24 protein-coding genes are annotated in these 26,529 nt (G+C 56.3%); 13 read left to right on the plus strand and 11 right to left on the minus strand.

Annotated elements, in window-relative coordinates:
• The first annotated feature begins 736 nt into the window (after window positions 1-736).
• Window positions 737-1,480: a DeoR/GlpR family DNA-binding transcription regulator gene (locus ACOT1A_RS06685; protein ID WP_022648061.1), complete on the plus strand. Its 744-nt coding sequence runs from the start codon at window positions 737-739 to the stop codon at window positions 1,478-1,480.
• Window positions 1,481-1,493: 13 nt separating this feature from the next.
• Window positions 1,494-2,561, plus strand: a complete 1,068-nt coding sequence (locus ACOT1A_RS06690) for an oxidoreductase (protein ID WP_276170199.1) — start codon at window positions 1,494-1,496, stop codon at window positions 2,559-2,561.
• Window positions 2,562-2,603: 42 nt separating this feature from the next.
• On the opposite strand, the gene cybB is transcribed toward ACOT1A_RS06690, so the two are convergent.
• The 3 genes from cybB to ACOT1A_RS06705 all read right to left on the minus strand — a co-directional run bounded on the left by cybB (window position 2,604) and on the right by ACOT1A_RS06705 (window position 6,076).
• The gene (gene cybB, locus ACOT1A_RS06695) at window positions 2,604-3,134 is read right to left on the minus strand and encodes a cytochrome b561 (protein ID WP_023300059.1); all 531 of its coding nucleotides are present in this window, start codon (window positions 3,132-3,134) and stop codon (window positions 2,604-2,606) included.
• Between the two features lie 508 nt (window positions 3,135-3,642).
• Window positions 3,643-5,082, minus strand: a complete 1,440-nt coding sequence (gene aldA / locus ACOT1A_RS06700; protein WP_023306155.1) for an aldehyde dehydrogenase — start codon at window positions 5,080-5,082, stop codon at window positions 3,643-3,645.
• Window positions 5,083-5,281: 199 nt separating this feature from the next.
• Entirely contained in the window at window positions 5,282-6,076 is a 795-nt protein-coding gene (locus ACOT1A_RS06705; protein ID WP_072202545.1) for a YdcF family protein, read from the minus strand.
• Between the two features lie 391 nt (window positions 6,077-6,467).
• Here ACOT1A_RS06705 and ACOT1A_RS06710 point away from each other — a divergent pair, with 391 nt between their 5' ends.
• The 5 genes from ACOT1A_RS06710 (at window position 6,468) to ACOT1A_RS06730 (ending at window position 12,812) form a co-directional block, all read left to right on the plus strand.
• Window positions 6,468-7,787: an MFS transporter gene (locus ACOT1A_RS06710; RefSeq protein ID WP_155025948.1), complete on the plus strand. Its 1,320-nt coding sequence runs from the start codon at window positions 6,468-6,470 to the stop codon at window positions 7,785-7,787.
• Between the two features lie 158 nt (window positions 7,788-7,945).
• The gene (locus ACOT1A_RS06715; protein WP_022648055.1) at window positions 7,946-9,598 is read left to right on the plus strand and encodes an MFS transporter; all 1,653 of its coding nucleotides are present in this window, start codon (window positions 7,946-7,948) and stop codon (window positions 9,596-9,598) included.
• Window positions 9,599-9,619: 21 nt separating this feature from the next.
• Entirely contained in the window at window positions 9,620-10,702 is a 1,083-nt protein-coding gene (locus tag ACOT1A_RS06720) for an HlyD family secretion protein (protein ID WP_022648054.1), read from the plus strand.
• Window positions 10,699-12,078 carry an efflux transporter outer membrane subunit gene (locus ACOT1A_RS06725; protein WP_276170347.1) on the plus strand — a complete coding sequence of 460 codons (1,380 nt, stop codon included), beginning with the start codon at window positions 10,699-10,701 and terminating at the stop codon, window positions 12,076-12,078. Before ACOT1A_RS06720 ends, ACOT1A_RS06725 begins: the two co-directional genes overlap by 4 nt.
• A 74-nt stretch (window positions 12,079-12,152) precedes the next feature.
• Window positions 12,153-12,812: an O-methyltransferase gene (locus ACOT1A_RS06730; protein ID WP_276170346.1), complete on the plus strand. Its 660-nt coding sequence runs from the start codon at window positions 12,153-12,155 to the stop codon at window positions 12,810-12,812.
• Window positions 12,813-12,895: 83 nt separating this feature from the next.
• Here the strand turns inward: ACOT1A_RS06730 and hrpA are convergent, their stop codons facing one another.
• On the minus strand, window positions 12,896-16,798 hold the full coding sequence (gene hrpA, locus ACOT1A_RS06735; RefSeq protein ID WP_045622269.1) for an ATP-dependent RNA helicase HrpA: 3,903 nt from the start codon (window positions 16,796-16,798) through the stop codon (window positions 12,896-12,898).
• A gap of 203 nt (window positions 16,799-17,001) precedes the next feature.
• Here hrpA and azoR point away from each other — a divergent pair, with 203 nt between their 5' ends.
• Together azoR and ACOT1A_RS06745 are read left to right on the plus strand one after the other, a co-directional pair.
• The gene (azoR, locus tag ACOT1A_RS06740; RefSeq protein WP_022648050.1) at window positions 17,002-17,607 is read left to right on the plus strand and encodes an FMN-dependent NADH-azoreductase; all 606 of its coding nucleotides are present in this window, start codon (window positions 17,002-17,004) and stop codon (window positions 17,605-17,607) included.
• 89 nt (window positions 17,608-17,696) lie between these two features.
• A complete protein-coding gene (locus tag ACOT1A_RS06745) occupies window positions 17,697-18,383 on the plus strand; it encodes an RluA family pseudouridine synthase (RefSeq protein WP_023300051.1) in 687 nt (228 codons plus the stop codon).
• Between the two features lie 7 nt (window positions 18,384-18,390).
• Here ACOT1A_RS06745 and ACOT1A_RS06750 read toward each other — a convergent pair whose 3' ends face one another.
• Window positions 18,391-18,930 carry a DUF2058 domain-containing protein gene (locus tag ACOT1A_RS06750; RefSeq protein ID WP_276170345.1) on the minus strand — a complete coding sequence of 180 codons (540 nt, stop codon included), beginning with the start codon at window positions 18,928-18,930 and terminating at the stop codon, window positions 18,391-18,393.
• A 168-nt stretch (window positions 18,931-19,098) separates the two neighbouring features.
• On the opposite strand from ACOT1A_RS06750, the gene ACOT1A_RS06755 reads away from it, so the two are divergent.
• Together ACOT1A_RS06755 and ACOT1A_RS06760 are read left to right on the plus strand one after the other, a co-directional pair.
• Entirely contained in the window at window positions 19,099-20,073 is a 975-nt protein-coding gene (locus ACOT1A_RS06755) for a DUF1852 domain-containing protein (RefSeq protein WP_063163116.1), read from the plus strand.
• Between the two features lie 26 nt (window positions 20,074-20,099).
• On the plus strand, window positions 20,100-21,128 hold the full coding sequence (locus ACOT1A_RS06760; protein ID WP_058646689.1) for a methionine synthase: 1,029 nt from the start codon (window positions 20,100-20,102) through the stop codon (window positions 21,126-21,128).
• 3 nt (window positions 21,129-21,131) lie between these two features.
• Here ACOT1A_RS06760 and ACOT1A_RS06765 read toward each other — a convergent pair whose 3' ends face one another.
• Window positions 21,132-22,064 carry a LysR family transcriptional regulator gene (locus tag ACOT1A_RS06765; RefSeq protein ID WP_032624303.1) on the minus strand — a complete coding sequence of 311 codons (933 nt, stop codon included), beginning with the start codon at window positions 22,062-22,064 and terminating at the stop codon, window positions 21,132-21,134.
• A gap of 98 nt (window positions 22,065-22,162) precedes the next feature.
• Here ACOT1A_RS06765 and ACOT1A_RS06770 point away from each other — a divergent pair, with 98 nt between their 5' ends.
• A complete protein-coding gene (locus ACOT1A_RS06770) occupies window positions 22,163-22,597 on the plus strand; it encodes a DMT family transporter (protein ID WP_023300047.1) in 435 nt (144 codons plus the stop codon).
• Between the two features lie 4 nt (window positions 22,598-22,601).
• A complete protein-coding gene (locus ACOT1A_RS06775) occupies window positions 22,602-23,060 on the plus strand; it encodes a DMT family transporter (protein WP_022648044.1) in 459 nt (152 codons plus the stop codon).
• Here the strand turns inward: ACOT1A_RS06775 and ACOT1A_RS06780 are convergent.
• From ACOT1A_RS06780 to ACOT1A_RS06800, 5 genes are read right to left on the minus strand one after another with little or no spacing between them, the layout of a single operon-like run.
• Window positions 23,057-23,590 carry a DUF3833 domain-containing protein gene (locus ACOT1A_RS06780; protein ID WP_023300045.1) on the minus strand — a complete coding sequence of 178 codons (534 nt, stop codon included), beginning with the start codon at window positions 23,588-23,590 and terminating at the stop codon, window positions 23,057-23,059. The genes ACOT1A_RS06775 and ACOT1A_RS06780 overlap by 4 nt on opposite strands.
• Window positions 23,587-24,111, minus strand: a complete 525-nt coding sequence (locus tag ACOT1A_RS06785) for a hypothetical protein (protein WP_271074766.1) — start codon at window positions 24,109-24,111, stop codon at window positions 23,587-23,589. Before ACOT1A_RS06785 ends, ACOT1A_RS06780 begins: the two co-directional genes overlap by 4 nt.
• Window positions 24,108-24,593 (minus strand): DUF2878 domain-containing protein, encoded by a 486-nt coding sequence (locus tag ACOT1A_RS06790; protein ID WP_232934462.1) that lies wholly within the window; start codon window positions 24,591-24,593, stop codon window positions 24,108-24,110. Before ACOT1A_RS06790 ends, ACOT1A_RS06785 begins: the two co-directional genes overlap by 4 nt.
• The gene (locus ACOT1A_RS06795; protein ID WP_276170344.1) at window positions 24,590-25,810 is read right to left on the minus strand and encodes an SAM-dependent methyltransferase; all 1,221 of its coding nucleotides are present in this window, start codon (window positions 25,808-25,810) and stop codon (window positions 24,590-24,592) included. Before ACOT1A_RS06795 ends, ACOT1A_RS06790 begins: the two co-directional genes overlap by 4 nt.
• Window positions 25,807-26,529, minus strand: a complete 723-nt coding sequence (locus tag ACOT1A_RS06800; protein WP_163346473.1) for a DUF1365 domain-containing protein — start codon at window positions 26,527-26,529, stop codon at window positions 25,807-25,809. The genes ACOT1A_RS06795 and ACOT1A_RS06800 overlap by 4 nt, the downstream gene beginning before the upstream one ends.

Below are 26,529 nucleotides of genomic sequence, written 5' to 3' on the forward strand. Positions count from 1 at the left end.
TTTATAATACCCCCGACTTCAGGTGATGGCTAAATAATTACCAGGAAGAGGTGCAAATAATTCACCCTATTTGCCCCACTCCTGTTTGATAAATTCCGCCAATAGTCGACCACACCCATTTCAATTGAGATGAGAGCCGTTCAATCTCTTTTTTTCTTTTAAGAATTTACTTAAATATTTATTGATTCGCAGCATAACAAAATGTGATATGAGCGACCACATCTGTAATGTTAATGCGGTGTTACAAATAAGAAAAAAGATGGGGTTTCTGGACAAATGGCTATTAGATGCGTTTACGCTGAAACATATAAACCCTATGTAATTTAAGGAAAATTCTGAAACACCTTGATGTACATTTTTGCGTTTATTTCATCTCGAATCAGACACAAAGATTTTCAAAGAACTGTCAATTTAAGTCATTCGCTGATTAATATTAAATTATTTTACTTTAAAAAGAATATCTAATAGATATAAGCACCAATTTATATTTATAATCTGGTTTTATATTCTTATTCGAACTCCTTATTCGGTAGCTTTAACCAAATTTCTATGTAAAACATAGCGTTAACATCAGGTCTAAACGATACATACATGTTTTTGATGACTGATTAATGCTAATTCAATATTCACCTTATTAAACTGTTTTTGGACAACATCCCCCTCCTGTTACGATTCCCTTTCCTGTAAAATGCTGTAAACTGCATAGTATTGCGACATTTTGCAGGATACTGCACCCATGCATAAAACCGCCAGACAGAAATATGTACTTGAAATTATTACTGAACAAGGCCAGGCCAGCATCACTGAGCTGGCAGAAAAGTTGCAGGTTTCGGCGGATACCATCCGTCGCGATCTGACCGATCTGGAAAAACAGGGACTGGCGCAAAAAAACCATGGCGGCGCCATCGCGCTGAATCTCTCGACGATGAACCGAGTTAGCAGGAATACCTTACTGCCTGAAATCAAGCAGCGGCTGGGTAAACAGGTTGCGCAGTGCGTACCTGCGGGCTCGACGCTTTTTCTGGACGCCGGAAGCACACTTCTGGCCGTTGCCTCTTTCCTGCAGGGACCGCTGACCATCATCACCCCTTCTCTTGATATCGCCCAGCAGGTTAGCGATCGGGAAGATATCGATCTGATCCTGCTTGGTGGAAAGTGGGATCAGAAACAGCGCCTGTTTGCCGGAAGCGCCACCCTTTCGCTGCTCTCTCGCTACCGGGCGGATATCGCCATCCTTGGCGCATGCGCCATTCATGCCGAGCTCGGATTGAGCGCCAGTCAGGAGGCGGATGCCGAGGTGAAGCGTGCCATGCTGGCCGCAAGCCAGGCGCACTGGGTAGTCGCCGACCATCTTAAACTCAACCAGTGCGAACCTTATCTGGTTTCAGGGTTATCCCAGATTCATCAACTGTTTTTAGATCGTCCCTGGGCAGAGCTCGGGGACCATAGCGCCGTGCAGGTTACCGTTTGCGCGCATTAACGTGGAGAAGGTCATGAATAAAGTGAAGACAATGAATATTGCGCTGATCGGGTATGGTTTTGTGGGTAAGACGTTTCATGCCCCGCTGATCCATTCCGTCGACGGCCTGAAGCTGGCGGTGGTCTCATCCCGGGATGAAGAAAAGGTCAAACGCGATCTGCCGAATGTCCTCGTTGTTGCCACCCCTGAAGAGGCTATTCAGCACCCGGATATCGACCTGGTGGTTATCGCCTCCCCTAACGCGACCCATGCGCCGCTGGCCACCCTGGCGCTCAACGCCGGCAAGCACGTAGTGGTGGATAAGCCGTTTACGCTCAATATGCAGGAAGCGCGAGACCTGATTGCGCTTGCGCAAGAAAAACAACGCCTGCTCTCTGTCTTCCATAACCGCCGCTGGGACAGCGATTTTCTCGGCATTAAGCAGGTGATTGAGCAAGGCAGTATCGGCAAGGTAAAACACTTTGAATCGCATATCGATCGTTTCCGCCCGGAGGTTCGCGTGCGCTGGAGAGAGCAAAATGTTCCCGGCAGTGGCCTGTGGTTCGACTTAGGCCCGCACATGATTGACCAGACGCTACAGCTTTTTGGTCTGCCGCTGTCGGTACAGGGCAACATCGCCACCCTGCGTGACGGTGCGGAAATTAACGACTGGGCGCACGTGGTGCTGAACTATCCTGAACACAAAGTGGTCCTCCATTGCAGCATGCTGGTGGCAGGCGGCGTTGCCCGCTTTACCGTCCACGGCGATAAGGCCAGCGTGGTGAAAGCGCGCATCGATCAGCAGGAAGCCCAGCTTCTGGCAGGCGTCATTCCGGGTAGCGAAAGCTGGGGGGAGGACAGCGACGCTATGGTGCTGTTTAATGCCCAGGGTGACGCCAGCGCTATCCCTGCGCCAAAAGGCGACCAGCGGCAGTACTATATAAACGTGCGCGATGCCCTGAACGGCAAGATTGACAATCCGGTCCATCCGGTGGAAGCCCTGGCGGTGATGGCGGTGCTGGAAGCGGCGGTAAAATCTTCAGAAACGGGTACAACTCAGGAACTGGATTTAACGGCGCAGGAGCGCGCGCAACTGCAATAAGCCGCAAAAAAAATGCCCTGCGGGTTGGCAGGGCATTATCGGTCACTGACGCTTTTTCGGCATCATGCGCAGCAGCGTATTGTCTTTCCAGAAATAGTGATGCATCAACGCGGCAAAGGCGTGCAAACCAATCACAAAATACCCCAGATTCGCCAGCGTTACGTGCCACGCTTTTAGCGTATCCACCAGGTCAAAATTCCCCTCCGCCGCATGCGGCATCGTCAGGCCAAACGCAAACCAGTCATTTCCCCGGTTATACATCATCACCATGCCGATCAGCGGCAGCGCAATAAACAGCAGGTAGATAACCAGATGCCCCAGATGGGACAGCCCGGTGATCATCGCTTTTGGTTTCGGTTGAATGGGCGGAGCCGGGAATTTCAGGCGGATAAGCAGGCGCGCCACCATCAGCACCAGGATGCTGATCCCGCAGGAAACGTGGATCATATTAATAAGCGGACGATCGGTTCGCGGGAACCAGCCTCTGAATTCCATGGCGCAATAGGCCATAATCACTAACAGAAAAACCAGCCAGTGAATGCTGATTTGCAGACCCGTATATTTTGTGCGCATGTTGTTTCCCGATAAATAACAGTTATCGCGCCAACATAACCACCTTTCCTGAAAATGTGAACCCCCTTTTACGGAGGGCCGAGTATTCCCAGTTATTTGAAATCAGAAGCATTAACGTGCCTTCAGAATAACGGAGGGATTACAGCGATGCCCAGGTCCGGCTGTAAATCGCTGAGGCGTTTGCCTTCCGGCCGGGGCGAGGCGCAGGGATGCGCCGAGAGGGCGGGCTTTACAGGGATGTTACCTCCGCCCGTCCCCGATAAGCCGGAAGGAATAAGCCGAAGGGACCGCGAAGCGGCGATTTACCGCCGGGAGCCCGGGTCGCCAGGGTGGTGGCGACTGAGCCACCCTGGCACGTTCACCGGTCATTTTGTTACAGAGTAGCAAGGAACCTAAAGTGAACGGAATGACCACCAGAGCCGTATGTTCCCCTCACCCTAACCCTCTCCCCAAAGGGGCGAGGGAACTGCTCCGTGCACACATTATCTCGCATGGAGGGGGCTCCTGATTACGACTGTAAATAGACTACCTGCGTCTGCAAATACTCATTCAGACCGTGTTTGCCATCCGCCCCGCCGATCCCGGATTTCCGCCAGCCCGCATGGAAGCCCTGCATCGCTTCAAAGTTTTCACGGTTAATGTAGGTCTCGCCGAACTTAAGCCCTTTAATGGCTTTCATGGCGACATTCAGATCCTGCGTATATACAGACGAGGTTAAACCGTAGTCGCTGTCGTTGGCCATTTTCAGGGCCTCTTCCAGGGTGTCAAAAGCCACCACCGGCAGCACCGGGCCAAAGGTCTCTTCGTGCATGATGGCCATGTCCTGACGTACGTCCAGCAGCAGCGTTGGGGGATAAAAATACCCTTTACCCTCTGCCGCTTTACCGCCAAGGACCACTTTAGCCCCTTCCTGCACCGCGCGCGCCACCTTCTGCTCCACACGCTCCAGCGCGGCGGCGTTGATCAGCGGCCCCATGGCAATATCCGTTCGCTCAGCCGGATTGCCAAACTGGACGGCTTTCATTGCCTCGCCCAGACGATTCACAAAGCGGTCATAGATCCCCTTCTGAACATAGACACGTTCCGCGCAGTTACACACCTGTCCGGTATTGATGACGCGTGAATCCACAATGGCCTTCACGGCCAGCTCGAGGTCGGCATCGTCCATCACGATGGCCGGGGCTTTACCACCCAGCTCCAGCCCCACTTTGGTGATGTTTTTCGCAGCCGCAGCCATGATCTTTTCACCGGCCCCGACGCTGCCGGTCATGCTGACCATCGCCACTTTCGGGTTCCCGGCCAGCTCCTGTCCGACGGTTTCACCGCGGCCCAGCACCAGGTTGAAGACGCCTTTCGGCAGGCCAATCTCGTCGACGATTTTGGCAAACGCAATGGCGTTGTTTGGGGTAAATTCGCTCGGTTTGATAACGATGGTGTTGCCGGTGATTAGCGCAGGAGCGAGCTTACGGGCAATCAGGAAGAAGGGAAAGTTCCACGGCAGAATGCCGGTGGTGACGCCAAGGGCGCGCTTAAACACCAGAATATTCTCGCCCGGACGGTCGCTCTGAATGATTTCCCCTTCATAACGGCGCGCCCACTCGGCCATATAGTCGATATAGTCAGCTGTAAAGTTAACTTCCACTTCCGCCAGCTGCTGGATCTTGCCCCCTTCGGCCACAATCAGCGCGCTGATTTCGCTGACGCGCTCGCGGATCCCGGCGGAAATTTTGCGTAGCCAGCTGGCGCGTTCAATGGCCGGCAGCGCCTCCCAGCCAGCCTGCGCGCGCTCTGCCGCGTCAATGGCCTTGCGGGCGTCCTCGGCGGTGCCATCGGGAATACGGGAAATGACCTCTTCCGTGGCCGGATTGATCACGTCAATCCAGGCATCACCCTGCCAGGCAACAAACTGTCCATCAATATACATAGGATGTTGTACGGGTACTGTCATAACCTGCTCCTGTAATCACACTGTTTTTAACAAGTAAACTTAATGTTAAAAACTATAATTACCGGGGCAATTGCCTACTCTATGAGTCTGTTTTTGTGAGATATCTCATAAAAGCAACGGGTCAGCCCGTTTCAAAAATCACAAATCGGCAACAAAGGCTGCCCGTTTGCGTAAAAGATGGCGCAAACGGGCAAGAGCATTACAGCAGAGAACGGCTCACCAGCGCGTCGGTGAGAATGACGTCGTTTCGCAGGATCTGCCACGCGGCGTCCACGTCGGCAGGGATATCGACATGGGCAATGAAATCACGTCCCGCCGGACCGTAGCCGTTGATGTCGTCCCTGAGTCGCGGAAATTCACCCAGCACCAGCGACAGGTAACGTTCTACCGGCCATAACCCCTCGACCGGGCCGCTGAACGCCAGACCGTCGTCACTGTTTTGCAGCACGGGCGTCAGGCCGGGATGACTCATCCATGCGGGCGATGCAGCCTCGTCGCGGCAAACGCGGGCAAACGTAGCCATTGTGCGACGCTGCATCGTCGGGTCCTGCACTACCAGCACCCGGGCGGCATTCAGTCCGGACTGTTTCATCAACGCCCGGCTGAAGCGGGCGTTTTCGCCACAGTTGGTCGACTGATCCTCAACGTGAAGATGCTCAGCCGGAATGTTCCAGAATTCACGGGCGATGTCGGCCAGAATAGCCGCCTCTGCCCGCCCGGTGGTGGGTATCCTGTTATAGCGGGGGTGCTTAGCAATCGCGGCGTAGAGGAAGGTCGTCGAGTGACCGATCCCGCCGCTGATGATCAGAGGAACCCCCTGTTCAGCCGCGATTTTACAGGCAGCATCAATCGCGAGGATCACCGCGTTACCCGCCAGAATCACCAGATCAACGGGCTGGTTGTCCTGATAGTCGTCCTGAGCAAGCCACGCCCCAACGGTATTCACGGCGTCGAGTGTTGTGCCAGGCAGACAGGGGAAAAGTGCCATTGTCATCGTTACCTCCTTACAGCATTAATCTTTAGAGTACTTCACACAACGGGGTTGAAAAGGAGATCACTCTGAAAGCCGAGGTGCTCATTACGCTGCATATTTGTCATTTTGATGAAATAACCAGAAACATCCAAAAACAATTGGGTTGCACCCTGGGTTTGTGCTTTTGATTATCTGCCCTTCAACACATCCTGCCACAACAGCGTGCTGAAAAAGCACCAGTTGCTGCTTAACCCATCGTGTTCTGACCCGTTTTAGTTCTGGCTGACTTGCCAAACGTAACATCCAACCCTAAGTTGCTTAACAATTTCACAACCATTACACACCGACAGGTTGCACCTGAAGCGCGCCAGGTAACACCTCTATTATCATCCACGTGGCGGAGTTTTGAGTCATGACACAACATGAGAGCACGGCAACGGTATTGCGGAAAAACAAAAAGGTATTAATTGCCAGTCTTACGGGAAGTTCTATTGAATGGTTTGATTATTTTCTCTATGGCACCGCTGCCGCGCTGGTGTTTAACAAGATTTTCTTTCCGATGGTCGACCCGGTAATTGGGCTGATCCTCTCCTATCTCTCCTTCTCGTTGACCTTTTTTATTCGCCCCATTGGCGGCGTTCTCTTTGCACATATCGGGGATCGTATCGGTCGCAAAAAAACGCTTGTCCTCACCCTTTCATTGATGGGAGGTGCAACCGTGATGATTGGCCTGCTGCCCACCTACGACATGATCGGGATGTGGGCGCCCGCGTTGCTGATCCTGATGCGTATTATTCAGGGGATGGGTATCGGCGGTGAATGGGGTGGCGCGCTGCTGCTGGCTTATGAGTATGCTCCAGAAAAACGCAAAGGCTTCTTCGGCAGTATTCCGCAGGCGGGCGTTACCATCGGCATGTTGATGGCGACATTTATCGTCTCGCTAATGACGCTGTTCAGCGAAGAGGATTTTCTCTCCTGGGGCTGGCGCATTCCGTTCCTGCTCAGTTCCGTGCTGGTAATATTGGGGCTTTGGATCCGGAAAGATATTGACGAAACGCCTGATTTCCAGAAAGTGAAAAAATCCGGCCAGGTTGCGAAAGCTCCGCTGCGCGACACCATAAAACACCACTGGCGTGAAGTGCTAATTGCCGCCGGGCTTAAGGTTGTGGAGACAGCACCGTTCTATATTTTCTCCACGTTTGTGGTGAGCTACGCCACTACCACCCTGACCTATCAGAAATCCCAGGCGCTGGAGGCTGTAACTCTTGGCGCACTGGTCGCCACTATCATGATCCCGCTGATGGGTCTGCTCTCCGACAGGGTTGGCCGCCAGCGTATGTACGCCGTCAGTGTCTTCGTGCTCGGCCTGTTTATCGTGCCCTGGTTTATGCTGCTGAATACCGGTACCACCTGGGGAATTGTGCTCGCGACCGTTATCGCTTTTGGCGTACTGTGGGCACCGGTGACGGCGGTTCTCGGCACGCTCTGCTCTGAAATTTTCAGTGCCAACGTTCGCTACACCGGTATCACGCTGGGTTATCAACTTGGGGCCGCGCTGGCGGGCGGAACGGCACCGCTAATCGCTACCGGACTGCTGGCGAAATACGACGGCGACTGGGTACCCGTGGCCTGGTATCTGGGCGTGACGGTCGCTATCTCCCTCATTGCAATTTTTTGTGCCAGCCGCATCAACCGTGAACGCTACCTTCAGGCGCAGCCGGAACAGCGATAATATTATTGCGGCTCCGTTCGCGAGCCGCACTTTTTCTTCATCATTCCCTCTACATTTGATTAACATACAATATTCGTATTCACTTGAATTATGATTTGCGTCAGCCGTAGAATCATTAGCCCGCTCACAATTCAACATTTTTAAAGGTAAACCCCGTTATGCGCCTGCCCCAACGCGATCCTTATGCTCCTCGCGAGTGGCAGCCACACGAGAAACCCGCTCTGCTGGGTTCCCCTTCCACCCCGGAACATCCAACGTCGAAACGGATCGCCTATGGCGTGGTCGGCCTGCTGGTGTGTCTGACCGGGGCGCTGGGTAACGCGGTCGTCACCGCCAATCTGCAAAATCTGCAAGGCACCTTCGGCGCCTGGTCGACTGAAATCGCCTGGCTGCCTGCCGTCTATGTCATGACCAACGTCTCCATCAACCTGCTGCTGGTAAAGTTTCGCCAGCAGTACGGTTTGCGCGCGTTTACGGAAGGCTTCCTGGTGCTGTATGTGCTGGTCACCTTTTTCCACCTGTTTGTGAACGATCTCAGCTCGGCGCTGATGGTACGGGCGGCACACGGGATGGTCGCCGCCGCGCTCAGCTCGCTCGGCATTTATTACCAGATACAGGCCTGGCCCGCGAAGCACCGACTCAAGGCGCTGACCATCGGCATTACCGGTTCGTCGCTGGCGATACCGCTGGCGCGGCTGTTCTCCACCGAGCTGTTGCAGCTTGATGAGTGGCGTGGGCTGTACTTCTTCGAGCTGGGTTTGGCCCTGATCTCACTGGCCTGCGTGATGGTGCTGAAACTGCCCCCGGGCGATCGACGCAAAGTTTTCGAGAAGAAAGATTTCATCACCTTCTTTTTGCTTGCGCCCGGTATGGCGCTGTTGTGCGCGGTTCTGTCGCTAGGGCGTCTGGAATGGTGGTTTGAAACACCGTGGATCGGCTGGGCGTTGGCTCTCTCGCTGGTGCTAATTGTCTGTGCAATCGTTTTTGAACATAACCGCAGCAACCCGCTGCTCAATACCCGCTGGCTGTCCAGCGGCAGCATCGTACGCCTGGGTTTGATTATGCTGCTGATCCGCATCGTACTGGCGGAACAGAACACCGGCGTCATCGGCTGGCTGCAATATGCGGGCCTACAGAATGAACAGATGACCCATCTGGCGTGGTCTATTTTCGCCGGAATCGTCTGCGGTATCGTCACCAGCTGTCTGACGATCAAACCCACTAAGCTGGCCTGGCCGATTATCACCTCGCTGGCGCTGATGATTGTTGCTTCGCTGCTGGACAGCCAGTCCAACAACCTGACCCGGCCGGATCAGCTGATGTTCAGCCAGTTCCTGCTTGGTTTCGGCAGCGCTTTCTTCCTCGCCCCTGCGATGCTGGCCGCCATTGGCGGGGTGATCGCCGATCCACGCAATCTGGTCAGCTTTTCCGTAATGTTTGGCATGAGTCAGAACCTTGGTGGCCTGCTGGGTTCTGCAATCCTTGGTACCTTCCAGACCTGGCGCGAGAAGTACCATTCCAGCCTGCTGGCTGACCAGCTCACCACCCTCAACCCGCTGGTGAACGAACGCATTCAGCTTTACACCCAGATGTATAAAAGCCTGGTTGGCGACAGTTCCCTGTTGGGAACCCAGGCCATTATTCAGCTTCAGACGGTGACGACGCTTGAGGCAAACATTCTGGCTTACAACGATACTTATCTCCTGACGGCGAGCATTGCCACAGCCACGCTGGTCTGGATTTTATGGCGCTTGCTGCGCCTGCGCATCACCGCCCGTATGGCCCTTAAGAACGCCACTGGCAATAAGTAATGACTATTTTCAGGAGAAGTTATGAGTCAGCAGGATGCCGCCAAAGAGCAGGCCAACACCCGCAAAAATGTACGCGTCGTTTCCATTTTCACCGCCGCGGCTATCGGCATTGTCGGGGTGCTGGTGATCCTTTATGCCTGGCAGTTGCCCCCGTTCACGCGTCATACCCAGTTTACTGATAACGCCTACGTGCGCGGCCAGACCACGTTCATCAGTCCGCAAGTCAACGGCTACATTACTGAGGTCCATGTTCAGGATTTTGTGCAGGTTAAAAAAGGCGACCTGCTGTTGCAGATTGATGACCGGATCTATCGCCAGCGCGTCCATCAGGCCGAGGCGCAGCTGGCAATGAAAATTGCTGCGCTGAACAACAACCTGCAACAGCGTAAAAGCGCGGAAGCGGTGATTGCCAAAAACGAAGCGGCACTGAAAAACGCCCGTGCCCAAAGTCTGAAAACCCAGGCGGATCTGAAACGCGTGAAGGATCTGACCGCAGACGGCTCCCTGTCCATTCGCGAGCGCGATGCGGCGCTGGCCAGTGCCGCCCAGGGGAGCGCCGATATCGACCAGGCGAAAGCAACGCTTGAGATGTCGCGCCAGGATCTACAAACGGTTATCGTCAATCGCGCTTCGCTGGAAGCGGACGTTCAAAATGCGAAAGCCGCGCTGGAGCTTGCGCAGATCGATCTGCAAAACACCCGCATTGTCGCGCCGCGTGACGGTCAGCTCGGGCAGATTGCGGTGCGTCTTGGAGCGTACGTCACCGCCGGGACGCACCTTACCACGCTGGTCCCGCCGCAGCACTGGGTGATCGCCAATATCAAAGAGACGCAGCTGGCGAATTTACGCGTCGGACAGCCAGTGAAATTCACCGTCGATGCGTTAAACGATAAAGCCTATCAGGGCCGCGTGGAGAGCATATCCCCGGCCACAGGCGTCGAGTTCAGCGCTATTACCCCGGATAACGCCACGGGCAACTTTGTTAAAATCGCCCAGCGCATCCCGGTACGCATTGAGGTACTCGGTGAGCCGGAGGCGTACCGGCTGCTGCGCCCTGGCATGTCGGTGCAGGTCACCATCGACACGCGGGAGGCGAAACAATGACGCTTCGCCCGATAGCCGGCCTGCTGATGATGGCTATCCTTGCGGGTTGCCAGTCGGTTGACGTTGAGCCCGCCAAATCGTCCCTGCACATCCCGGCCCAGTGGCGCGCGACGTCGGGGCCAACCAGCCCGACAGAGCAGCTCTGGTGGCGTAATTTCCACGACAGCAATCTGAATCACTATGTGGGTCAGGCGCTGAAGAACAACAGCGACGTGCTGATTGCCCGCGAGCGGATTAATGAGTATCAGGCCCGGGTATACGCCGCCGACGGCAGCCTGTTCCCGTCGCTTGACGCGGGCGTGACCGGGACGCGCGCGCGCTCGCAGTCCGCCGCCACAGGCCTTCCGGTATACGGTACGTTGTACAAAGGCAGCCTGACCGCCAGCTACGACGTGGATATCTGGGGGGTAAACCGTAGCACCTCCCGTGCCGCCGAAGCGTCGCTGGAGGCACAAAAGGCGGCGGCCGCGGCGGCAGATCTCACGGTCGCAACGTCGGTGGCCTCCGGGTACGTCACTCTCCTGTCGCTGGATGAACAGCTTCGCGTTACCCAGTCCACGCTGAAATCGCGTGAAGAGGCGTTCAATCTTGCTAAACGACAGTTTGAGACGGGATACAGCTCTCGCCTTGAGCTGATGCAATCGGATTCTGAGCTGCGCGCCACCCGCGCTCAGGTTCCAATGCTTCAGCACCAGATTGCGCAGCAGGAGAATGCGCTTAGCCTGCTGCTGGGCAGCAACCCGGGTGACGTTGCGCGCGGTGAAAGCTTTGATGCCCTGACGCCGCTGAAACTGCCCTCCCAGTTGCCGTCGACGTTACTGAACCGGCGTCCGGATATCGTCCAGGCTGAACGTCAGCTGATTGCGGCGGACGCGACGCTGGCGGCATCGCGTGCCAGCCTGCTGCCGTCGATCAACCTCACGGCCACAGGATCGGTGCAGGATCGCACGCTGTCGGGATTGCTGGATAACCCCCTCCAGCTCTGGAGCGTGGGCGGCAGTATTCTTGCGCCGCTGCTGAACCGACAGGCGCTGAATGCACAGGTGGATATCTCCCAGTCTCAGCGTAATCAGGCGTTGTACAGCTACGAAAAAACCGTACGTAATGCGTTTGCCGAGGTGAATGACAGCCTTGATGCCATCACCCGTTATCAGGAACAGCTTACCGAGCTGCTGGCTCAGCAGGCGGTCGCGCAGGAGACGCTGCGGATAGCGCAAAACCGCTACCGCAACGGGTACTCTTCTTATCTGGATGTGCTCGATGCACAGCGCACGCTGTTCTCGGTGCAGACCAGCGTGGTACAGGTGAAAAACAACCTGCTGCTGGCGCAAATTGATTTGTATAAAGCGCTGGGCGGCGGTTGGGTCAGTGCGTGAAAACATGCCGGGTGGCGGCTACGCCTTACCCGGCCTACATTTCGCCTCTGGCGATACCCCCAAGGAGTCAATCTATGCAACAGCAGTGGTGTTCAGTAGATAATTACATGATTTCGTCGCTTATTCCTGAAGATGAAGTTCTCCAGAACGTTCTTGAAAACAACAAACGCGCCGGTTTACCCGAGCACGACGTTGCCGCAAATCAGGGGCAACTGCTGGCGCTGTTTGTCCGCATGACGCAGGCCCGCCGCATTCTGGAGATCGGTACGCTTGGTGCATATAGCTCAATCTGGATGGCGCGCGCCCTACCGCCGGACGGAAAGTTGATTACGCTAGAAGCGGACCCGACACATGCCGCAGTTGCACGACAGAATATTCATCTTGCGGGACTCGGCGATCGCATAGAACTGATTGCAGGCCCGGCGCTAAAGTCGCTCGAGAATTTCGGTGACGTCCCGCCCTTTGACCTGATCTTTATTGATGCCGATAAGCCAAACAATCCCGGCTACCTGGAGTGGGCGCTGCACTTCTCTCGTCCCGGCACGGTAATAATCGGCGATAACGTGGTGCGCGACGGCGAGGTGGTTAACGGGCAAAGCGACGATGCACGCGTGCATGGGGTACGGAAGTTTATCGAGATGACTGGAGATAACCCACGCTTAACCGCCACCGCGCTGCAAACGGTGGGCGTTAAGGGGTGGGATGGGTTTACGCTAGCGATGGTGGAACGATAAAAAAGCCGGGTGGCGGCTACGCCTTACCCGGCCTGCATGTTCTCCCGTAGGCCCGGTAAGCGCAGCGCCACCGGGCAATGGTTTTAGCCGGAGATCTGCTCCATCGCCTGCAAGATACGCTTATCCGAAATGGGATACGGCGTACCGAGCTGCTGGGCGAAGAAGCTGACGCGCAGTTCCTCGATCATCCAGCGGATCTCCCGCACGTCGTCGTCATCGCGACGCGCTGGCGGCAGTTTGTTGAGCCACTGCTGCCACGCCTGCTGCACGTTTTCGACTTTCAGCATCTGCGCTCGATCGCGATGCGGATCGACCGCCATTTTCTCCAGACGCTTCTCAATCGCCTGCAAATAACGCAGCGTATCACCCAGACGCTTAAAGCCGTTGCCGGTGACAAAGCCGCGATACACCAGCCCCGCCATCTGCGCCTTCACGTCCGACAGACCCAGGGCCATGGTCATATCCACCCGCCCCTTCAGACGCTTGTTGATATTGAACACGGCGGTGAGGATCTGCTCGACCTGTTTGGCAATCTCCACCACGGTGTCGTTCAGCTCCGCGCGCACCTTTTCATGAAGCTGAGCAAAGCCCTCTTCCGTCCAGACCGGACCGCCCGCCTCGTGGATCAGTTTGTCCACACCGCAGGAGATGCAGTCGTCGATCAGATCCAGCACCTTACCGTACGGGTTAAAGTAGAGCCCCAGCTTGGCTTTGTTCGGCAGCTTCTCGTGCAGATACTTAATCGGCGACGGGATGTTAAGCAGCAGCAGGCGACGCAGCCCGCGCCACATCATCTGCTGTTGCTCCTGCGGATTGTCAAAGAGCTTAATCGCCACGCTGTCGCGCTCATCCACCAGCGCGGGCCAGGCTTTCACCTTGTAGTTCCCGCGCTTCTGCTCATAGCTTTCCGGAAGCTGACCAAAGCTCCAGATGTGCAGCCCGCTCTGCTCAATACCGTCATCGGCCACCGCAGAGAGTGTCTCCTGGACTTTACCTTTCAGCGCTTCTTTCAGCTCCGTCAGAGAACGGCCTTCGAGCAGCTTTTTGTTTTTATCGTCCACTACGCGGAATGTGATTTTCAGGTGATCGGGCACCTGATCCCAGTTCCAGTCGTCGCGGTCAATGGTGGTCCCGGTCATGCGTCGGAACTCACGCTCCAGTGCGTCCAGCAGCGGCAGTTCCAGCGGCGTGACGCGGCCTAAAAACGCTTCGGCGTAGTTCGGCGCCGGTACAAAGTTGCGCCGCACTGGTTTAGGCAGGGATTTGATTAATGCAATGACCAGTTCGCGGCGCAGGCCGGGAATTTGCCACTCAAACCCGCTCTCATCCACCTGGTTTAACAGCGGCAGCGGAATGTGCACCGTCACGCCATCGGCATCCGCGCCCGGCTCAAACTGATAGGTCAGACGCAGCTTCAGGTTGCCCTGATGCCAGAAGTTCGGGTAGTCGAGCTTGCTGACCGACTCCGCGCCCTCTTTGATCAGCATGCTCTTTTCAAAGTTGAGCAGGTCCGGGGTCTCTTTGCTGGCTTTCTTCCACCAGCTGTCGAAATGGCGCGCCGAGATCACATCGTGGCTGATGCGCTGGTCGTAAAACTCAAACAGCGTCTCGTCGTCCACCAGAATGTCGCGACGGCGGGACTTGTGCTCAAGCTCTTCCACCTCGGCGCGCAGCTTGAGGTTTTCGCGGAAGAACGCATGGCGCGTCTGCCAGTCGCCTTCCACCAGCGCATGGCGGATAAACAGCTCGCGACTCAGCGCCGGGTCAATCTGGCTGTAGTTAACCTTACGCGCTGCAACCACCGGCAGGCCGTAAACGGTGACTTTTTCCGTCGCCATCACCGCGCCCTGCCCGCGCTCCCAGTGCGGCTCACTGTACGAGCGTTTCAGCAGGTGCTGCGCCACCGGCTCAACCCACTCTGGATCGATACGCGCGGCGATACGCCCCCACAGACGGCTGGTTTCCACCAGCTCGGCGACCATGGTCCACTTCGGCGGCTTCTTGAACAAACCGGAGCCCGGGAAGATGGAGAAACGCGCGTTGCGTGCGCCGGTAAATTCCTGTTTATCCGCATCCTTCATCCCGATATGAGACAGCAGGCCGGTCAGCAGGGCGATATGAATTTCGCGGTACTCCGCCGGTTCACTGTTCACCGGGATGCCCAGCTCTTTCACCACCTGGCGCAGTTGGGTGTAGATATCCTGCCACTCGCGCACGCGCAGGTAGTTGAGGAAATCCACCCGGCACTGACGGCGGAACTGATTCGAAGAGAGCGCTTTTTGCTGCTCGCCGAGGTAGTTCCACAGGTTGACGAATGCGAGGAAATCGGACTCTTTATCGTGGAAGCGACGGTGTTTTTCATCCGACGCCTGCTGTTTGTCCATCGGACGCTCGCGCGGATCCTGAATTGAGAGCGCCGAGGTGATGATCATCGCCTCGCGCACGCAGCCGTGTTTTTGCGCCTCCAGCACCATGCGCGCCAGCCGCGGGTCGACCGGCAGCTGGCTAAGCTGGCGGCCCAACGGCGTTAGCTTGTAGGCCGTCGCCTGCTCGTCGGTAGTAATGGCCCCCAGCTCTTCCAGCAGCCGCACCCCGTCCTGAATATTGCGCTTATCCGGCGCTTCCACAAACGGGAAGGCGGCGATATCGCCCAGCCCCAGCGCGGTCATTTGCAGGATAACGGATGCCAGGTTGGTTCGCAGGATCTCCGGATCGGTAAACTCCGGGCGCGACAGGAAATCGTCTTCCGAATAGAGACGAATACAGATCCCTTCCGACACGCGGCCGCAGCGGCCCTTACGCTGATTAGCTGACGCCTGCGAAACCGGCTCGATCGGCAGACGCTGAACTTTGGTTCTGTAGCTGTAGCGGCTGATGCGCGCCGTACCCGGGTCGATCACGTATTTAATGCCCGGTACGGTCAGCGAGGTTTCGGCCACGTTGGTCGCCAGCACGATGCGGCGCCCGCTGTGCGGCTGGAACACGCGGTTCTGCTCGCTGTTGGACAGGCGCGCGTACAGCGGCAGGATCTCGGTATGGCGCAGATCGCGCTTGCTGAGCGCATCTGCGGTATCGCGGATCTCACGCTCGCCGCTCATGAAGATCAGAATGTCGCCAGAACTCTCGGTGCCCAGCTCGTCGACGGCATCGAAGATGGCCTGAAGCTGGTCGCGTTCGGTATCGTCCGCCTCTTCTACAATCGGGCGATAGCGCACTTCAACCGGGTAGGTTCGGCCTGAGACTTCAATGATCGGCGCATTATTGAAATGTTTTGAGAAGCGCTCCGGGTCGATGGTCGCGGAGGTGATGATGATTTTCAGATCCGGACGCCGGGGCAGCAGCTCTTTCAGGTAGCCGAGCAGGAAGTCGATGTTCAGGCTGCGCTCGTGCGCTTCATCGATGATGATAGTGTCGTACTGCATCAGCAGACGATCCTGCTGGATTTCCGCCAGCAGGATACCGTCGGTCATCAGCTTAACCATGGTGTTATCGCTGACGTGGTCGCTGAATCGCACCTTGTAGCCGATGCAGCCGCCCGGCTCCGTTTGCAGCTCGTCGGCAATACGGTTCGCCACGGTGCGCGCCGCCAGACGACGCGGCTGGGTGTGACCGATCAACCCTTTCACCCCGCGGCCTAATTCCATGCAGATCTTCGGCAGCTGAGTGGTTTTACCTGAACCGGTTTCCCCCGCGACGATCACCACCTGGTGGTCGCGCACGGCCTCAAGAATGTCCTGTTTTTTCTGGCTGACGGGCAGGTTTTCCGGATAGGTAATCTCCGGGCGTGCGGCTTCACGCAGCACAACTTTCCCTGCCGCCTGTTCAATCTCTTTGGCCATCTCCTGGTAGATGGCCTGTTGTGCATCAGGATTTTTAACCTTCTTAACGCCGTGCAGACGGCGCGCAAACCGCTGTTTATCGCGCAGCATCAGCGAATCAAGCTGTTGCATCAGCATCGGGAAGGATAATTTCTGTTGTTCTGTCATAGCGTTAACGGGCAGTGCACTGCCGGATAAAATCTCTTTTTAATGATTGCTATAGAGTACCACATCAGCGCTTTTCGCGCCTTATTCAAAAAATTCGAACATAGGCTTCGATATATTGCGCTATCCCTGTGGCAGGATTGTGAATAAAGTGTCAACAAGCAACGGGGCACCCCCCTCAATCAAATACAAAACAGGAAATTCCCATGAGCAAAGTATTAGTGTTGAAATCCAGTATTCTGGCAGGGTATTCACAGTCTGGTCAGCTTGCTGACTATTTCGTTGAACAGTGGCGTGAACAGCACAGCGCGGATGAAATCACCGTGCGTGACCTGGCGGCAAACCCGATTCCTGTGCTGGACGGCGAGCTGGTTGGCGCGCTGCGTCCGAGCGATGCGCCTCTCACCCCACGTCAGCAGGAAGCCCTGGCGCTCTCCGACGAGCTGATTGCTGAGTTGCAGGCCCACGACGTTATCGTGATCAACGCCCCAATGTATAACTTCAACATTCCTACGCAGCTGAAGAACTACTTCGACCTGGTGGCGCGCGCTGGCGTAACCTTCCGTTACACCGAGAACGGCCCGGAAGGTCTGGTGAAAGGTAAACGCGCTATCGTCCTGACCAGCCGCGGCGGTATTCACAAAGATACCCCTACCGATCTGGTCGCACCGTACATGACGTTGTTCCTGGGCTTCATCGGCATTACCGACGTGAACTTCGTGTTCGCTGAAGGTATCGCTTACGGCCCGGAAGTGGCCACCAAAGCGCAGACCGACGCGAAAGCCGCTATCGACAGCCTGGTCGCAGCCTAAATTTTCCCCCTCTCACCGCCCGGTGGGAGGGTTTTTCTTTCCCCCGTATTTCGTTATCATCCGCACCCACTCTCCAGCCCGGCGGCCTGATGTCTGTCATTATCGATACGTTTATTGCACCACCCTGTCACGACGACATTGAGATCCTCTGGCAGGACGAGCATCTGCTGCTGATCAACAAACCCTCAGGTCTGCTCAGCCTGTCCGGGAAAAATCCGCAAAACCGCGATTCCGTCCACCACCGTCTGGTGCAAACCTTTCCCGGCTGCACGCTGGTGCATCGTCTTGATTTTGGCACTTCGGGTCTGATGGTCATTGCACGTAACAAAGCGATTAACGCCGCGCTTTGCCACCAGTTCAGCCAGCGCGCCGTGACCAAGGTTTACACCGCCCTGTTGTGCGGACATGTAGAACAGGACGAAGGGACCGTGGATGCCCCGATTGCCAAAGATCCGGCTCTGTTTCCGCTGATGACGATCTGTGCCCGCACAGGTAAGCCCGCTCGCTCCCGCTATCGGGTGATGGAACGTATTTACCAGGATACGACAATGCCGTTGACGCGGGTTGAGCTTACCCCGGAGACCGGGCGCACCCACCAGCTGCGCATTCACTGCCAGCAGTTAGGCCATCCTATTCTGGGGTGCGATCTGTATGGGGGTCTGGAATGGCCGGGGGCGGAAGAAACGCCCCGGCTGATGCTGCATGCAAGCGTTCTGAGTTTTATTCATCCGCTGAGCGGCGAGACCATGAATGCCCGTCACGCCGCGCCATTCTGAACGAGGTTTACCACATTAAATCGTCAGGGATTTTGAAGTCTGCGTACGGATCGTCTTCGTCCTGCTCTTCCTGACTCAGCGCGCTGTTTAGCACAATGCTGTCCGCATCGCGCTGGGCAATTTTATCCGCCACCACCGCCGGGATAATCGCGTAATCACAGTCGCCATTCGCGTTAATCACCAGTCGGGCAATCGCCAGGCGACCGTTGATCAGCTGGGTTTGCGTCTGCTTATCGACGTCGATATTTTTGATCAGGCTGCCATCGGTAAAGTTAAAGGTAATGTTGCCCTTCGCCACGGTGATGCGGTTCATCTCAATCAGCTGCTTCACCTGCGCCCTGAACTCTTTTGCCAGCACCGCCTGTTTTTGCTGTTCGCTCAGCTGCTTATCACGCTCCAGCTGGGCTTTCTTGTTCTCTTCAACAGCCTCTCTCGCCTCGCGAGCCTGGACGCGGGATTTTTTCGCCGTGCGCTGAACCTTCGCCATCTTTTTACTGCTGACTAAGCCCGCTTTCAGCATCTGCTCTTGTAGGGTGAGTTTTGTCATGATCGTTTAAACCGGTTGGAAATGTCGGGGGATTATACCTGAATCGCGCAGTTCATGAAGAACCCTCATGACGCAGTGAAATTAAGTCACTTCCCCTGCGCCAGTGGCTCAGGCATAAATTATGCATTGATAACGTTTAGGCAACATGAACTTAGGATGCATAACCAAATGAGTCAGGCTTTCACATTTACCCTTAAGCGCAGTTGCTTTGATGAAAATTATAACCCGTCAGAAAACACGCGCACCACCACCAACTTCGCCAACCTGGCGCGTGGCGAGAAGCGTCAGGAGAACCTGCGCAATACGCTGGTGATGATCAACAACCGCTTTAACGCGCTGGCGAGCTGGGATAACCCGAAAGCCGACCGCTATGCCGTCGAGCTGGAGATTATTTCAGTCGATATGAATATCGGCGGCGATTTTACTTTCCCGGCCATCGAAATTCTGCAAACGACGATTGTGGATAAAAAGACCCACGAGCGCATCGAAGGCATCGTCGGGAATAACTTCTCATCCTATGTTCGTGACTATGATTTCAGCGTCCTGCTGCTGGAGCATAATAAAGATCAGCCCCGTTTTACCCTCCCCGAGAATTTTGGCGAGCTGCACGGCAATATCTTTAAAAGCTTCATTCATTCTGCGGAATATCAGGCGAACTTTAAAAAAGCGCCGGTGATCTGCCTGAGCGTCTCCAGCAAAGACACCTATCGTCGTACCTGTAACCACCACCCGGTGCTGGGGTATGAGTACCAGCCGGACGGCGAGTCGCTAACGGAACAGTACTTCGCGAAGATGGGCCTCAAGGTTCGCTATTTCATGCCGGAAAACAGCGTCGCGCCATTTGCCTTCTTCTTCACCGGCGATTTACTGCGTGATTACACCAATCTGGAACTGATCGGCACCATCAGCACCATGGAGACGTTCCAGAAGATCTATCGACCAGAAATTTACAATGCCAATTCCGCTGCGGGACAGTGCTATCAGCCCGACCTGAATCAGCAGGATCACTCATTAACAAAAATCGTCTATGACCGTGAAGAGCGCAGCCGGCTGGCCATTGAACAGGGTAAATATACCGAAGAGCGGTTCATCAAACCCTATAAAACCCTTCTTGAGCAGTGGTCTCATCACTTCACGCTTTAATTTAATACGAATAAAAGGTTCTTCTTATGAAAACATTGCTCCCGACATCGACGGCTGGCAGCCTGCCGAAACCCACCTGGCTTGCGCAGCCGGAAACGCTCTGGTCGCCGTGGAAACTCCAGGACGAGGAATTACTGGCAGGAAAACAGGATGCGCTGCGTTTGTCTCTGGATGAACAGATTCGCGCCGGGATTGATATCGTCAGCGACGGGGAACAAACCCGCCAGCATTTCGTCACCACCTTTATTGAACATCTCAGCGGCGTGGATTTTGAAAATCGTCAGACGGTGCGCATCCGTAACCGTTACGATGCGAGCGTGCCGACCGTGGTAGACGCGGTGGCGCGCCAGAAACCGGTGTTTGTAGACGACGCGAAATACCTGCGCCAGCTGACGGACAAGCCGATCAAGTGGGCGCTGCCTGGCCCGATGACCATGATCGACACGCTATACGATGCTCACTATAAAAGCCGCGAAAAGCTGGCCTGGGAGTTCGCAAAAATTCTTAATCAGGAAGCCCGCGAGCTGGAGGCGGCCGGCGTTGACATTATTCAGTTCGACGAACCTGCTTTTAACGTCTTTTTCGACGAAGTGAATGACTGGGGCATCGCCGCGCTGGAGCGCGCCATTGAAGGGCTGAAATGCGAAACCGCAGTACATATCTGCTACGGGTACGGCATCAAAGCCAATACGGACTGGAAAAAAACGCTCGGCTCCGAGTGGCGCCAGTATGAAGAGGCGTTTCCAAAGTTGCAGACCTCAAAGATCGATATCATCTCGCTGGAGTGCCACAACTCGCGCGTGCCGATGGATCTGCTGGAGCTGATCCGCGGTAAAAAAGTGATGGTCGGGGCAATTGATGTTGCCACCCAGACCATCGAAACGCCGGAAGAGGTTGCCGATACGCTACGCAAGGCGTTGCAGTTTGTTGATGAAGACAAGCTTTATCCGTCCACCAACTGCGGCATGGCTCCCCTTTCCCGCCAGGTCGCCAACGGTAAGCTGAAGGCATTAAGCGCCGGGGCTGACATTATCCGTCGCGAGCTTGCCCGCTAAACTTCAGGTTTGCCAGTACAGCGGCGTACCGAACCGCTCAATATAGTAGTCAATCACCGCCCTGACGTTCAGGGGCGGATGACGCGCGTTCGGGTAAATCGCCGCAATCGTCAGTGGCTCCGTATTAATAGAACACTCCATTTCCGGCAGCAGTGCCACCAGCTCACCGCTTTTGAGCCGTTCGCTCACCATCCAGTCCGGGAATAGCACAACGCCCATGCCGCCCAGCGCCGCAATCAGGAGCGTTTCCGCGTTATTGGAAGTCATCAGCGGTACGATGGGATAGTGAACCCACGCCTCGCCCGACTGCCGGATCAGCCAGCGGTTAGGCCCGGACGAGCCGCGGTAAACCAGACAGTGGTGACGGCTGAGATCGTCCGGCCCCTCGGGTGCGCCATGTTTTTGCAGATAGTCCGGCGAGGCCGCCAGATGGTAGAACTGCTGACCGAACACCCGGGCGTGAAACGAGGAGTCCGTCAGCGCGCCGATGCGGAAGATAACGTCCGCGGCGTCGCGGTGCGGATCGATAAAATCGTCGGTGAGGGTCAGTTCAATGGAGAGACGAGGATAACGCGCCAGAAGCCCCGGCAGGCCCGGCGCGATGTGCCGTTGTCCGAAAAAGACCGGGCCATTGATACGCAGCGTGCCCGACGGCTCGCGGGCGCGTTCATCCAGCTCGCGTCGCGCATCCTCCAGATTTCCGGCCATCGCCCGGGCATAGCGCACAAAAAGATGCCCGCTCTCTGTGGGCATAATCGCCCGCGTGTTGCGGTAGAAAAGCTGTTGCCCGAGGGCGTCCTCAAGCTGGTGGATCATGCGGGAAACCTGCGACGCAGAAATCCCTTCCCGCCTCGCCACCACGGAAAAATTCTGCGTTTCATAAACGTCGATGAAGATCAGCAGCGCGCGAACGCTGATATGTCCGGCATCCATCATTAATGCATTTCCTGCACAGGTGTTTCCTGCATTATGGCATTTTTCTCAATGATGTTCAGACGTAATCTTCTCCGCCTGGAAAAAGGATAAAAAGCGTTATGCACATTATTTTAATTTTACTGGTGATTGCCGGCGGCATGGGGCTGTCCGTGGAAGCCGGGCTGCTGGGGCCGCTGGGCGCGGAGGTGGGCGACCTGTGGGCGGCGTTCAGCATATTTAGCGTGGGAACCGGGCTGACGTTTCTACTAATGCTGTTTTTCAGCCCCCGCAACAGCCCCTCATTTTTTGCGCAGCCGTCATGGCACCTGCTGGGCGGCGTGCTCGGCCCGGTCTACGTCATCATTCTCACCATTGCCACGCCAGCGATCGGTATTGCTATGACGATGATCGGCATTCTGGCAGGCCAGGCCTTTAAAAGCCTGATTATTGACCACTATGGCCTGCTGGGTACGCCGCACCGCAGGATCGATACAAAACGCATTATTGCGCTGGGATTTATCATCGCCGCGCTCATTCTCGTGGCGCAGGGGTAACGTTATGACAGTGATTATGATTATTCTGGCGGTGATTGGCGGCGCGACACTGAGCATTCAGGCTGCCATTAACGGGCAATTAGGCAGCAGCGTGGGGGTATTCAAAAGCGCGTTTCTGACCTTTTCCGTCGGCGCGCTGGTAACCGCCCTGCTCATTTTCTTTTTTGAGCCGAAACAGGCGGTCAGCCTGATGGATGTGCCCAAGTGGCAGCTTCTGGGCGCCCTGTGCGGCGTGCCCTATATAGTGATTATGGTGCTCGCGGTGCAGCGTATCGGCACCGCCGTTGCCACGGTAGCGGTGATCCTGGGTCAGCTGGCCATGAGCATGCTGATTGATAACTTTGGCTGGCTGAACAATGAAGCCATTCCGTTTTCAGCGAGCCGTTTCGGGGCCGTGGTCTGCCTGAGTATCGCGCTCTTCTTCATCTACTCAAGCAGTAAACCTCAGCCCGAAGAGGATTAACCGCCCTCTTTGCGGGTAAAGAACAGCGTCACCGTGGCGACGGTGACGCCAAATTTCTTCATCTCGGTTTTATTGAACAGACGGGTGCTGTCCTGCAAATACATCCAGTCATCAAAGTGCAGCAGCCAGGTTTTACCGTCCGCCTTCACGTTCATGCTGTAGCGCCAGTTAAGGGCGTTGCCCGAAACCTGACCGGTCGCGACACCTTCTATGTCACCCGCCGTGCCTTCGTAACGATCGTGGCCAATGCGGCGGATATGCCAGACGCGCTTTTGCTTCTCGCCGTCGTCATAGACAAAATGCTCGTTCAGCGTCAGCGTATCGCCGATAACATCTCCGGCGATCTCGACGTGAAAACGGCGGATCTGCTTACCGCTGCGGTCCTGCACCATCCCCCACGCCTCGGTTTTGCCCTGGAAGTAGTGGAAAATATCAAGCCTTGGCTGCTGCTGACGATACTCGGTCACTTCTGTGCTGCACCCGGCCACCAGCATTGTCAGTGTAAGCGCCATTAACAGGAATCGTTTCATTGTGGTCCTCCGATTAACTGCTGACGCAGTTCAGGATACTCGGTGCGGGGATCGAGCCAGATCGCCAGAAAGCGCGAGCTAAACGCTGCCGACTGGCGCGGCCCGAGGGGCGTAAATTTTTTCTGCAAAGCCGTGGGGCGATACCAGAATTGCCCCTGACCGTTATTAACCACAAACGCGAGCTGCGTGCCGGGCGTGACGTCGGGCCAGAGCGCTTTTAGCATCCGCAGCCAGGCTTCACTCTGCGGCTCCTGCTGCAAAATGCCCTGCGCCTGCCACTGGTCGCGGGTCGCCTCGACCAGGTCGTCGCCATCGATATCCCGGGCATAGGTGATAATCAGCGCGTTATCGCTGTCTGTTCCTGTATAGCTGCCGTCGGGCGTCAGCAGTTGAGAGGTATAAACGGTAAACGGCCCCCAGGTGAGGGTGGCATCACCTACCTTGCGCCAGCTCAGCCAGTCTGCCGCCTGCACGGTACAGGTGAAGATGGACAAGGCGAGCACCAGTAACAGATTTTTCATTGTTGTCTCCCCAACAGCAGGTGGAAAAACAGCATCAGCACCAGCCAGCCCGGGATCATCCAGCTGACGACGATAAAAGTCGGCTCCAGGAACGTGATGGCCCCCAGACGCTCGCCAAACAGGTAGGCCAGCGGCCCCCCCAGGGTCGCCAGCGCCGTCAGCAGCCAGCCCGGCAAGGTGGTCGTGCGGGTCAGTTGCGTCCAGACGGTGGCAAACATCAGCCACAGCGCCACCATCCATAGCGGCATCAGAGACGTGCCAGTGAATGAAATCAGCCCCGTCAGCGCCCAGAGGGCGTCCAGCATCGCGCCCGACGCCGCCAGCACAAGGGCGTATACCCGGTGTGATGGCGGTAACAACAGCCAGGCAATCAGCGCCAGCGCGATCCAGATGACCAGCCCCTGCTCGCGAAACAGCACCACCAGCGTCCAGTAGAGATCAAACCCGATGGCCAGCAGAAAGACCTGCCCGTAGCGCTTCATACGCGTTCCGCAGTCAGCTGCACCACGCTGATGGTGCGGGCGTTAAACCCGGCTTCACAGTAGCCGAGGTAGTACAGCCACATCCTACGGAAACGGTCATCAAATCCGAGCTTTTCAATCTCCTGCCAGGCGTGAACGAAGCGCTGACGCCAGTGCGCCAGCGTGCGGGCGTAGTCCGGCCCCATATCGAAGAGGTTACGCACGACAAAATCGGTATGGCGGGTCATCAGTTCATTCATGGCGGTGATGCTGGGCAAAAAGCCGCCGGGGAAGATGTAGCGCTGAATAAAATCGACGCTTTTGCTGTAGTCGCGATAGCGCTGATCCTGAATGGTGATGGCCTGAATCGCCATCCGCCCGCCCGGACGCAGACGCGCCTGGCAGGTGCGGAAAAACGTTGGCAGGTAGCGTTGGCCGACGGCTTCAATCATCTCAACCGACACCAGCTTATCGTACATTCCGGTCAGATCGCGGTAGTCGCAGAGCAGCACCTCAACGCGATCCTGTAAACCTGCCCGCGCGATCCGCGCGGTGGCCCAGTGGTACTGCTCCTGCGATAGCGTGGTAGTTGTTACCCGGCAGCCATAATGACGGGCGGCATATTCCGCCATCGCCCCCCAGCCGGTACCAATCTCCAGCAGATGATCGTTTGCGGTGAGCGCCAGTTGGTCGCACAGCCTGGCCATTTTTGCCTGCTGAGCCGCTGCCAGATCCTGCTCTTCCCCGGTAAACAGCGCGCTGGAGTAAAGGAGTTGTTCATCAAGGAAATGGGCGTAAAAGGCGTTGCCCAAATCGTAATGGGCGGCAATATTTTCCCGTGCCTGCGCGCGGGAGTTGCGCCGCATCCAGTGCCGTAGCCGCTCTACCGGTTTCCCGAGCAGGCGAAACCCTTTTTCCAGTTGCCCGAGGATCTGGCTATTGCGCGCTATCAGCTCCAGCAGCGGCGTCAGGTGGGCCGTCTCCCAGTCGCCATCTATCCACGCTTGTGCCGCGGCGAGGCTGCCCCCGGTTAAAATGCGCCAGTAGACGCCCGGAGCGAGTACCTGCACCTCAGCGTGAAGCGCGGTGGAGGCGTCGCCGAACTGGAATGTCTGCGCGCCTTCACGCAGCGTAAGCGAGCCGCCGCGCAGCCCGTTCAGCAGGCGAAAAAGCAGCCATCGCGCGACGCGGACGTTGCGCGGGATATCGGGTTCAAGCGCAAAGACGGGATCGGTCATGAGCGTTCACTCCTGCTTAGGGGATGGTTATGCAGCGGCACGCGCTTCAGCCACAGCCTGAGCGCCTGCCAGTAAATAGCGAGAACGGTTTTGAGGGTCATCAACGGGATCCGCGCCAGCAGCGACCGCAGCGCTACGCGCGTCAGCGGCTCCCGGCGCAGCGTCAGAGTGGCATCAAACACCTTCGTCTCCTGATGGTTTTCGATATGCATGCGCAGCGTGCTGGCCGGACTGTTGAAGCGCCAGTGGTAGACCATGTCCATCGGATTAAAGGGCGAGACGTGAAACGCTTTTTCCGTCGGTGGGGCGTCCCGCCCCGCTACCGCGTAGTAGTGTCGTTCATTCCACGGCGTGTTGCGGACTTCGGCGAGAACCCAGCGCAGGGTGTCTTCCCCGTCATAGCAGTAGTAAAAATTGACCGGGTTAAAATGAAAGCCGAAATAACGCAGTTGGGTTAGAAGCATGACCCGCCCCGCCGGGCGTTCGCCGGTCAGATTTTCCAGACGCTCAAGGACGCGCTCTTTGAGCGGCGTGCCCAGCGGGTAGTCCGCATCATAAAATGCCGCGGGCGCAACGCGGTTACGGCGCACACCGACGGAGGGCAGCGCGTCCAGCTCATCGAGATCGAGCCAGGCCATAAAGACGCTGTAGGTAAAGTGGTGCGCTTTTGGCGAAAGACGGCGATGGCGCAATGTGCCGTGGTAAAGGCAGCTGTTCAT

This window comes from Enterobacter cloacae complex sp. SYL003 (genome assembly GCF_049236925.1).
Lineage (GTDB): Bacteria > Pseudomonadota > Gammaproteobacteria > Enterobacterales > Enterobacteriaceae > Enterobacter > Enterobacter intestinihominis.

Excerpts from the sequence above, each read along its gene's own strand:
- ACOT1A_RS06745 (WP_023300051.1), top strand. The coding sequence starts at position 17,697 with ATGTCTGTCATTATCGATACGTTTATTGCACCACCCTGTCACGACGAC.
- ACOT1A_RS06690 (WP_276170199.1), top strand. The coding sequence starts at position 1,494 with ATGAATAAAGTGAAGACAATGAATATTGCGCTGATCGGGTATGGTTTT.
- ACOT1A_RS06755 (WP_063163116.1), top strand. The coding sequence starts at position 19,099 with ATGAGTCAGGCTTTCACATTTACCCTTAAGCGCAGTTGCTTTGATGAA.
- ACOT1A_RS06730 (WP_276170346.1), top strand. The coding sequence starts at position 12,153 with ATGCAACAGCAGTGGTGTTCAGTAGATAATTACATGATTTCGTCGCTT.
- aldA (WP_023306155.1), bottom strand. The coding sequence starts at position 5,082 with ATGACAGTACCCGTACAACATCCTATGTATATTGATGGACAGTTTGTT.
- ACOT1A_RS06715 (WP_022648055.1), top strand. The coding sequence starts at position 7,946 with ATGCGCCTGCCCCAACGCGATCCTTATGCTCCTCGCGAGTGGCAGCCA.
- hrpA (WP_045622269.1), bottom strand. The coding sequence starts at position 16,798 with ATGACAGAACAACAGAAATTATCCTTCCCGATGCTGATGCAACAGCTT.
- ACOT1A_RS06685 (WP_022648061.1), top strand. The coding sequence starts at position 737 with ATGCATAAAACCGCCAGACAGAAATATGTACTTGAAATTATTACTGAA.
- ACOT1A_RS06790 (WP_232934462.1), bottom strand. The coding sequence starts at position 24,593 with ATGAAGCGCTACGGGCAGGTCTTTCTGCTGGCCATCGGGTTTGATCTC.
- azoR (WP_022648050.1), top strand. The coding sequence starts at position 17,002 with ATGAGCAAAGTATTAGTGTTGAAATCCAGTATTCTGGCAGGGTATTCA.
- ACOT1A_RS06750 (WP_276170345.1), bottom strand. The coding sequence starts at position 18,930 with ATGACAAAACTCACCCTACAAGAGCAGATGCTGAAAGCGGGCTTAGTC.
- ACOT1A_RS06780 (WP_023300045.1), bottom strand. The coding sequence starts at position 23,590 with ATGAAACGATTCCTGTTAATGGCGCTTACACTGACAATGCTGGTGGCC.
- ACOT1A_RS06765 (WP_032624303.1), bottom strand. The coding sequence starts at position 22,064 with ATGATGGATGCCGGACATATCAGCGTTCGCGCGCTGCTGATCTTCATC.
- ACOT1A_RS06705 (WP_072202545.1), bottom strand. The coding sequence starts at position 6,076 with ATGACAATGGCACTTTTCCCCTGTCTGCCTGGCACAACACTCGACGCC.
- ACOT1A_RS06710 (WP_155025948.1), top strand. The coding sequence starts at position 6,468 with ATGACACAACATGAGAGCACGGCAACGGTATTGCGGAAAAACAAAAAG.
- ACOT1A_RS06770 (WP_023300047.1), top strand. The coding sequence starts at position 22,163 with ATGCACATTATTTTAATTTTACTGGTGATTGCCGGCGGCATGGGGCTG.
- ACOT1A_RS06800 (WP_163346473.1), bottom strand. The coding sequence starts at position 26,529 with ATGAACAGCTGCCTTTACCACGGCACATTGCGCCATCGCCGTCTTTCG.
- ACOT1A_RS06785 (WP_271074766.1), bottom strand. The coding sequence starts at position 24,111 with ATGAAAAATCTGTTACTGGTGCTCGCCTTGTCCATCTTCACCTGTACC.
- ACOT1A_RS06775 (WP_022648044.1), top strand. The coding sequence starts at position 22,602 with ATGACAGTGATTATGATTATTCTGGCGGTGATTGGCGGCGCGACACTG.
- ACOT1A_RS06760 (WP_058646689.1), top strand. The coding sequence starts at position 20,100 with ATGAAAACATTGCTCCCGACATCGACGGCTGGCAGCCTGCCGAAACCC.
- cybB (WP_023300059.1), bottom strand. The coding sequence starts at position 3,134 with ATGCGCACAAAATATACGGGTCTGCAAATCAGCATTCACTGGCTGGTT.
- ACOT1A_RS06795 (WP_276170344.1), bottom strand. The coding sequence starts at position 25,810 with ATGACCGATCCCGTCTTTGCGCTTGAACCCGATATCCCGCGCAACGTC.
- ACOT1A_RS06725 (WP_276170347.1), top strand. The coding sequence starts at position 10,699 with ATGACGCTTCGCCCGATAGCCGGCCTGCTGATGATGGCTATCCTTGCG.
- ACOT1A_RS06720 (WP_022648054.1), top strand. The coding sequence starts at position 9,620 with ATGAGTCAGCAGGATGCCGCCAAAGAGCAGGCCAACACCCGCAAAAAT.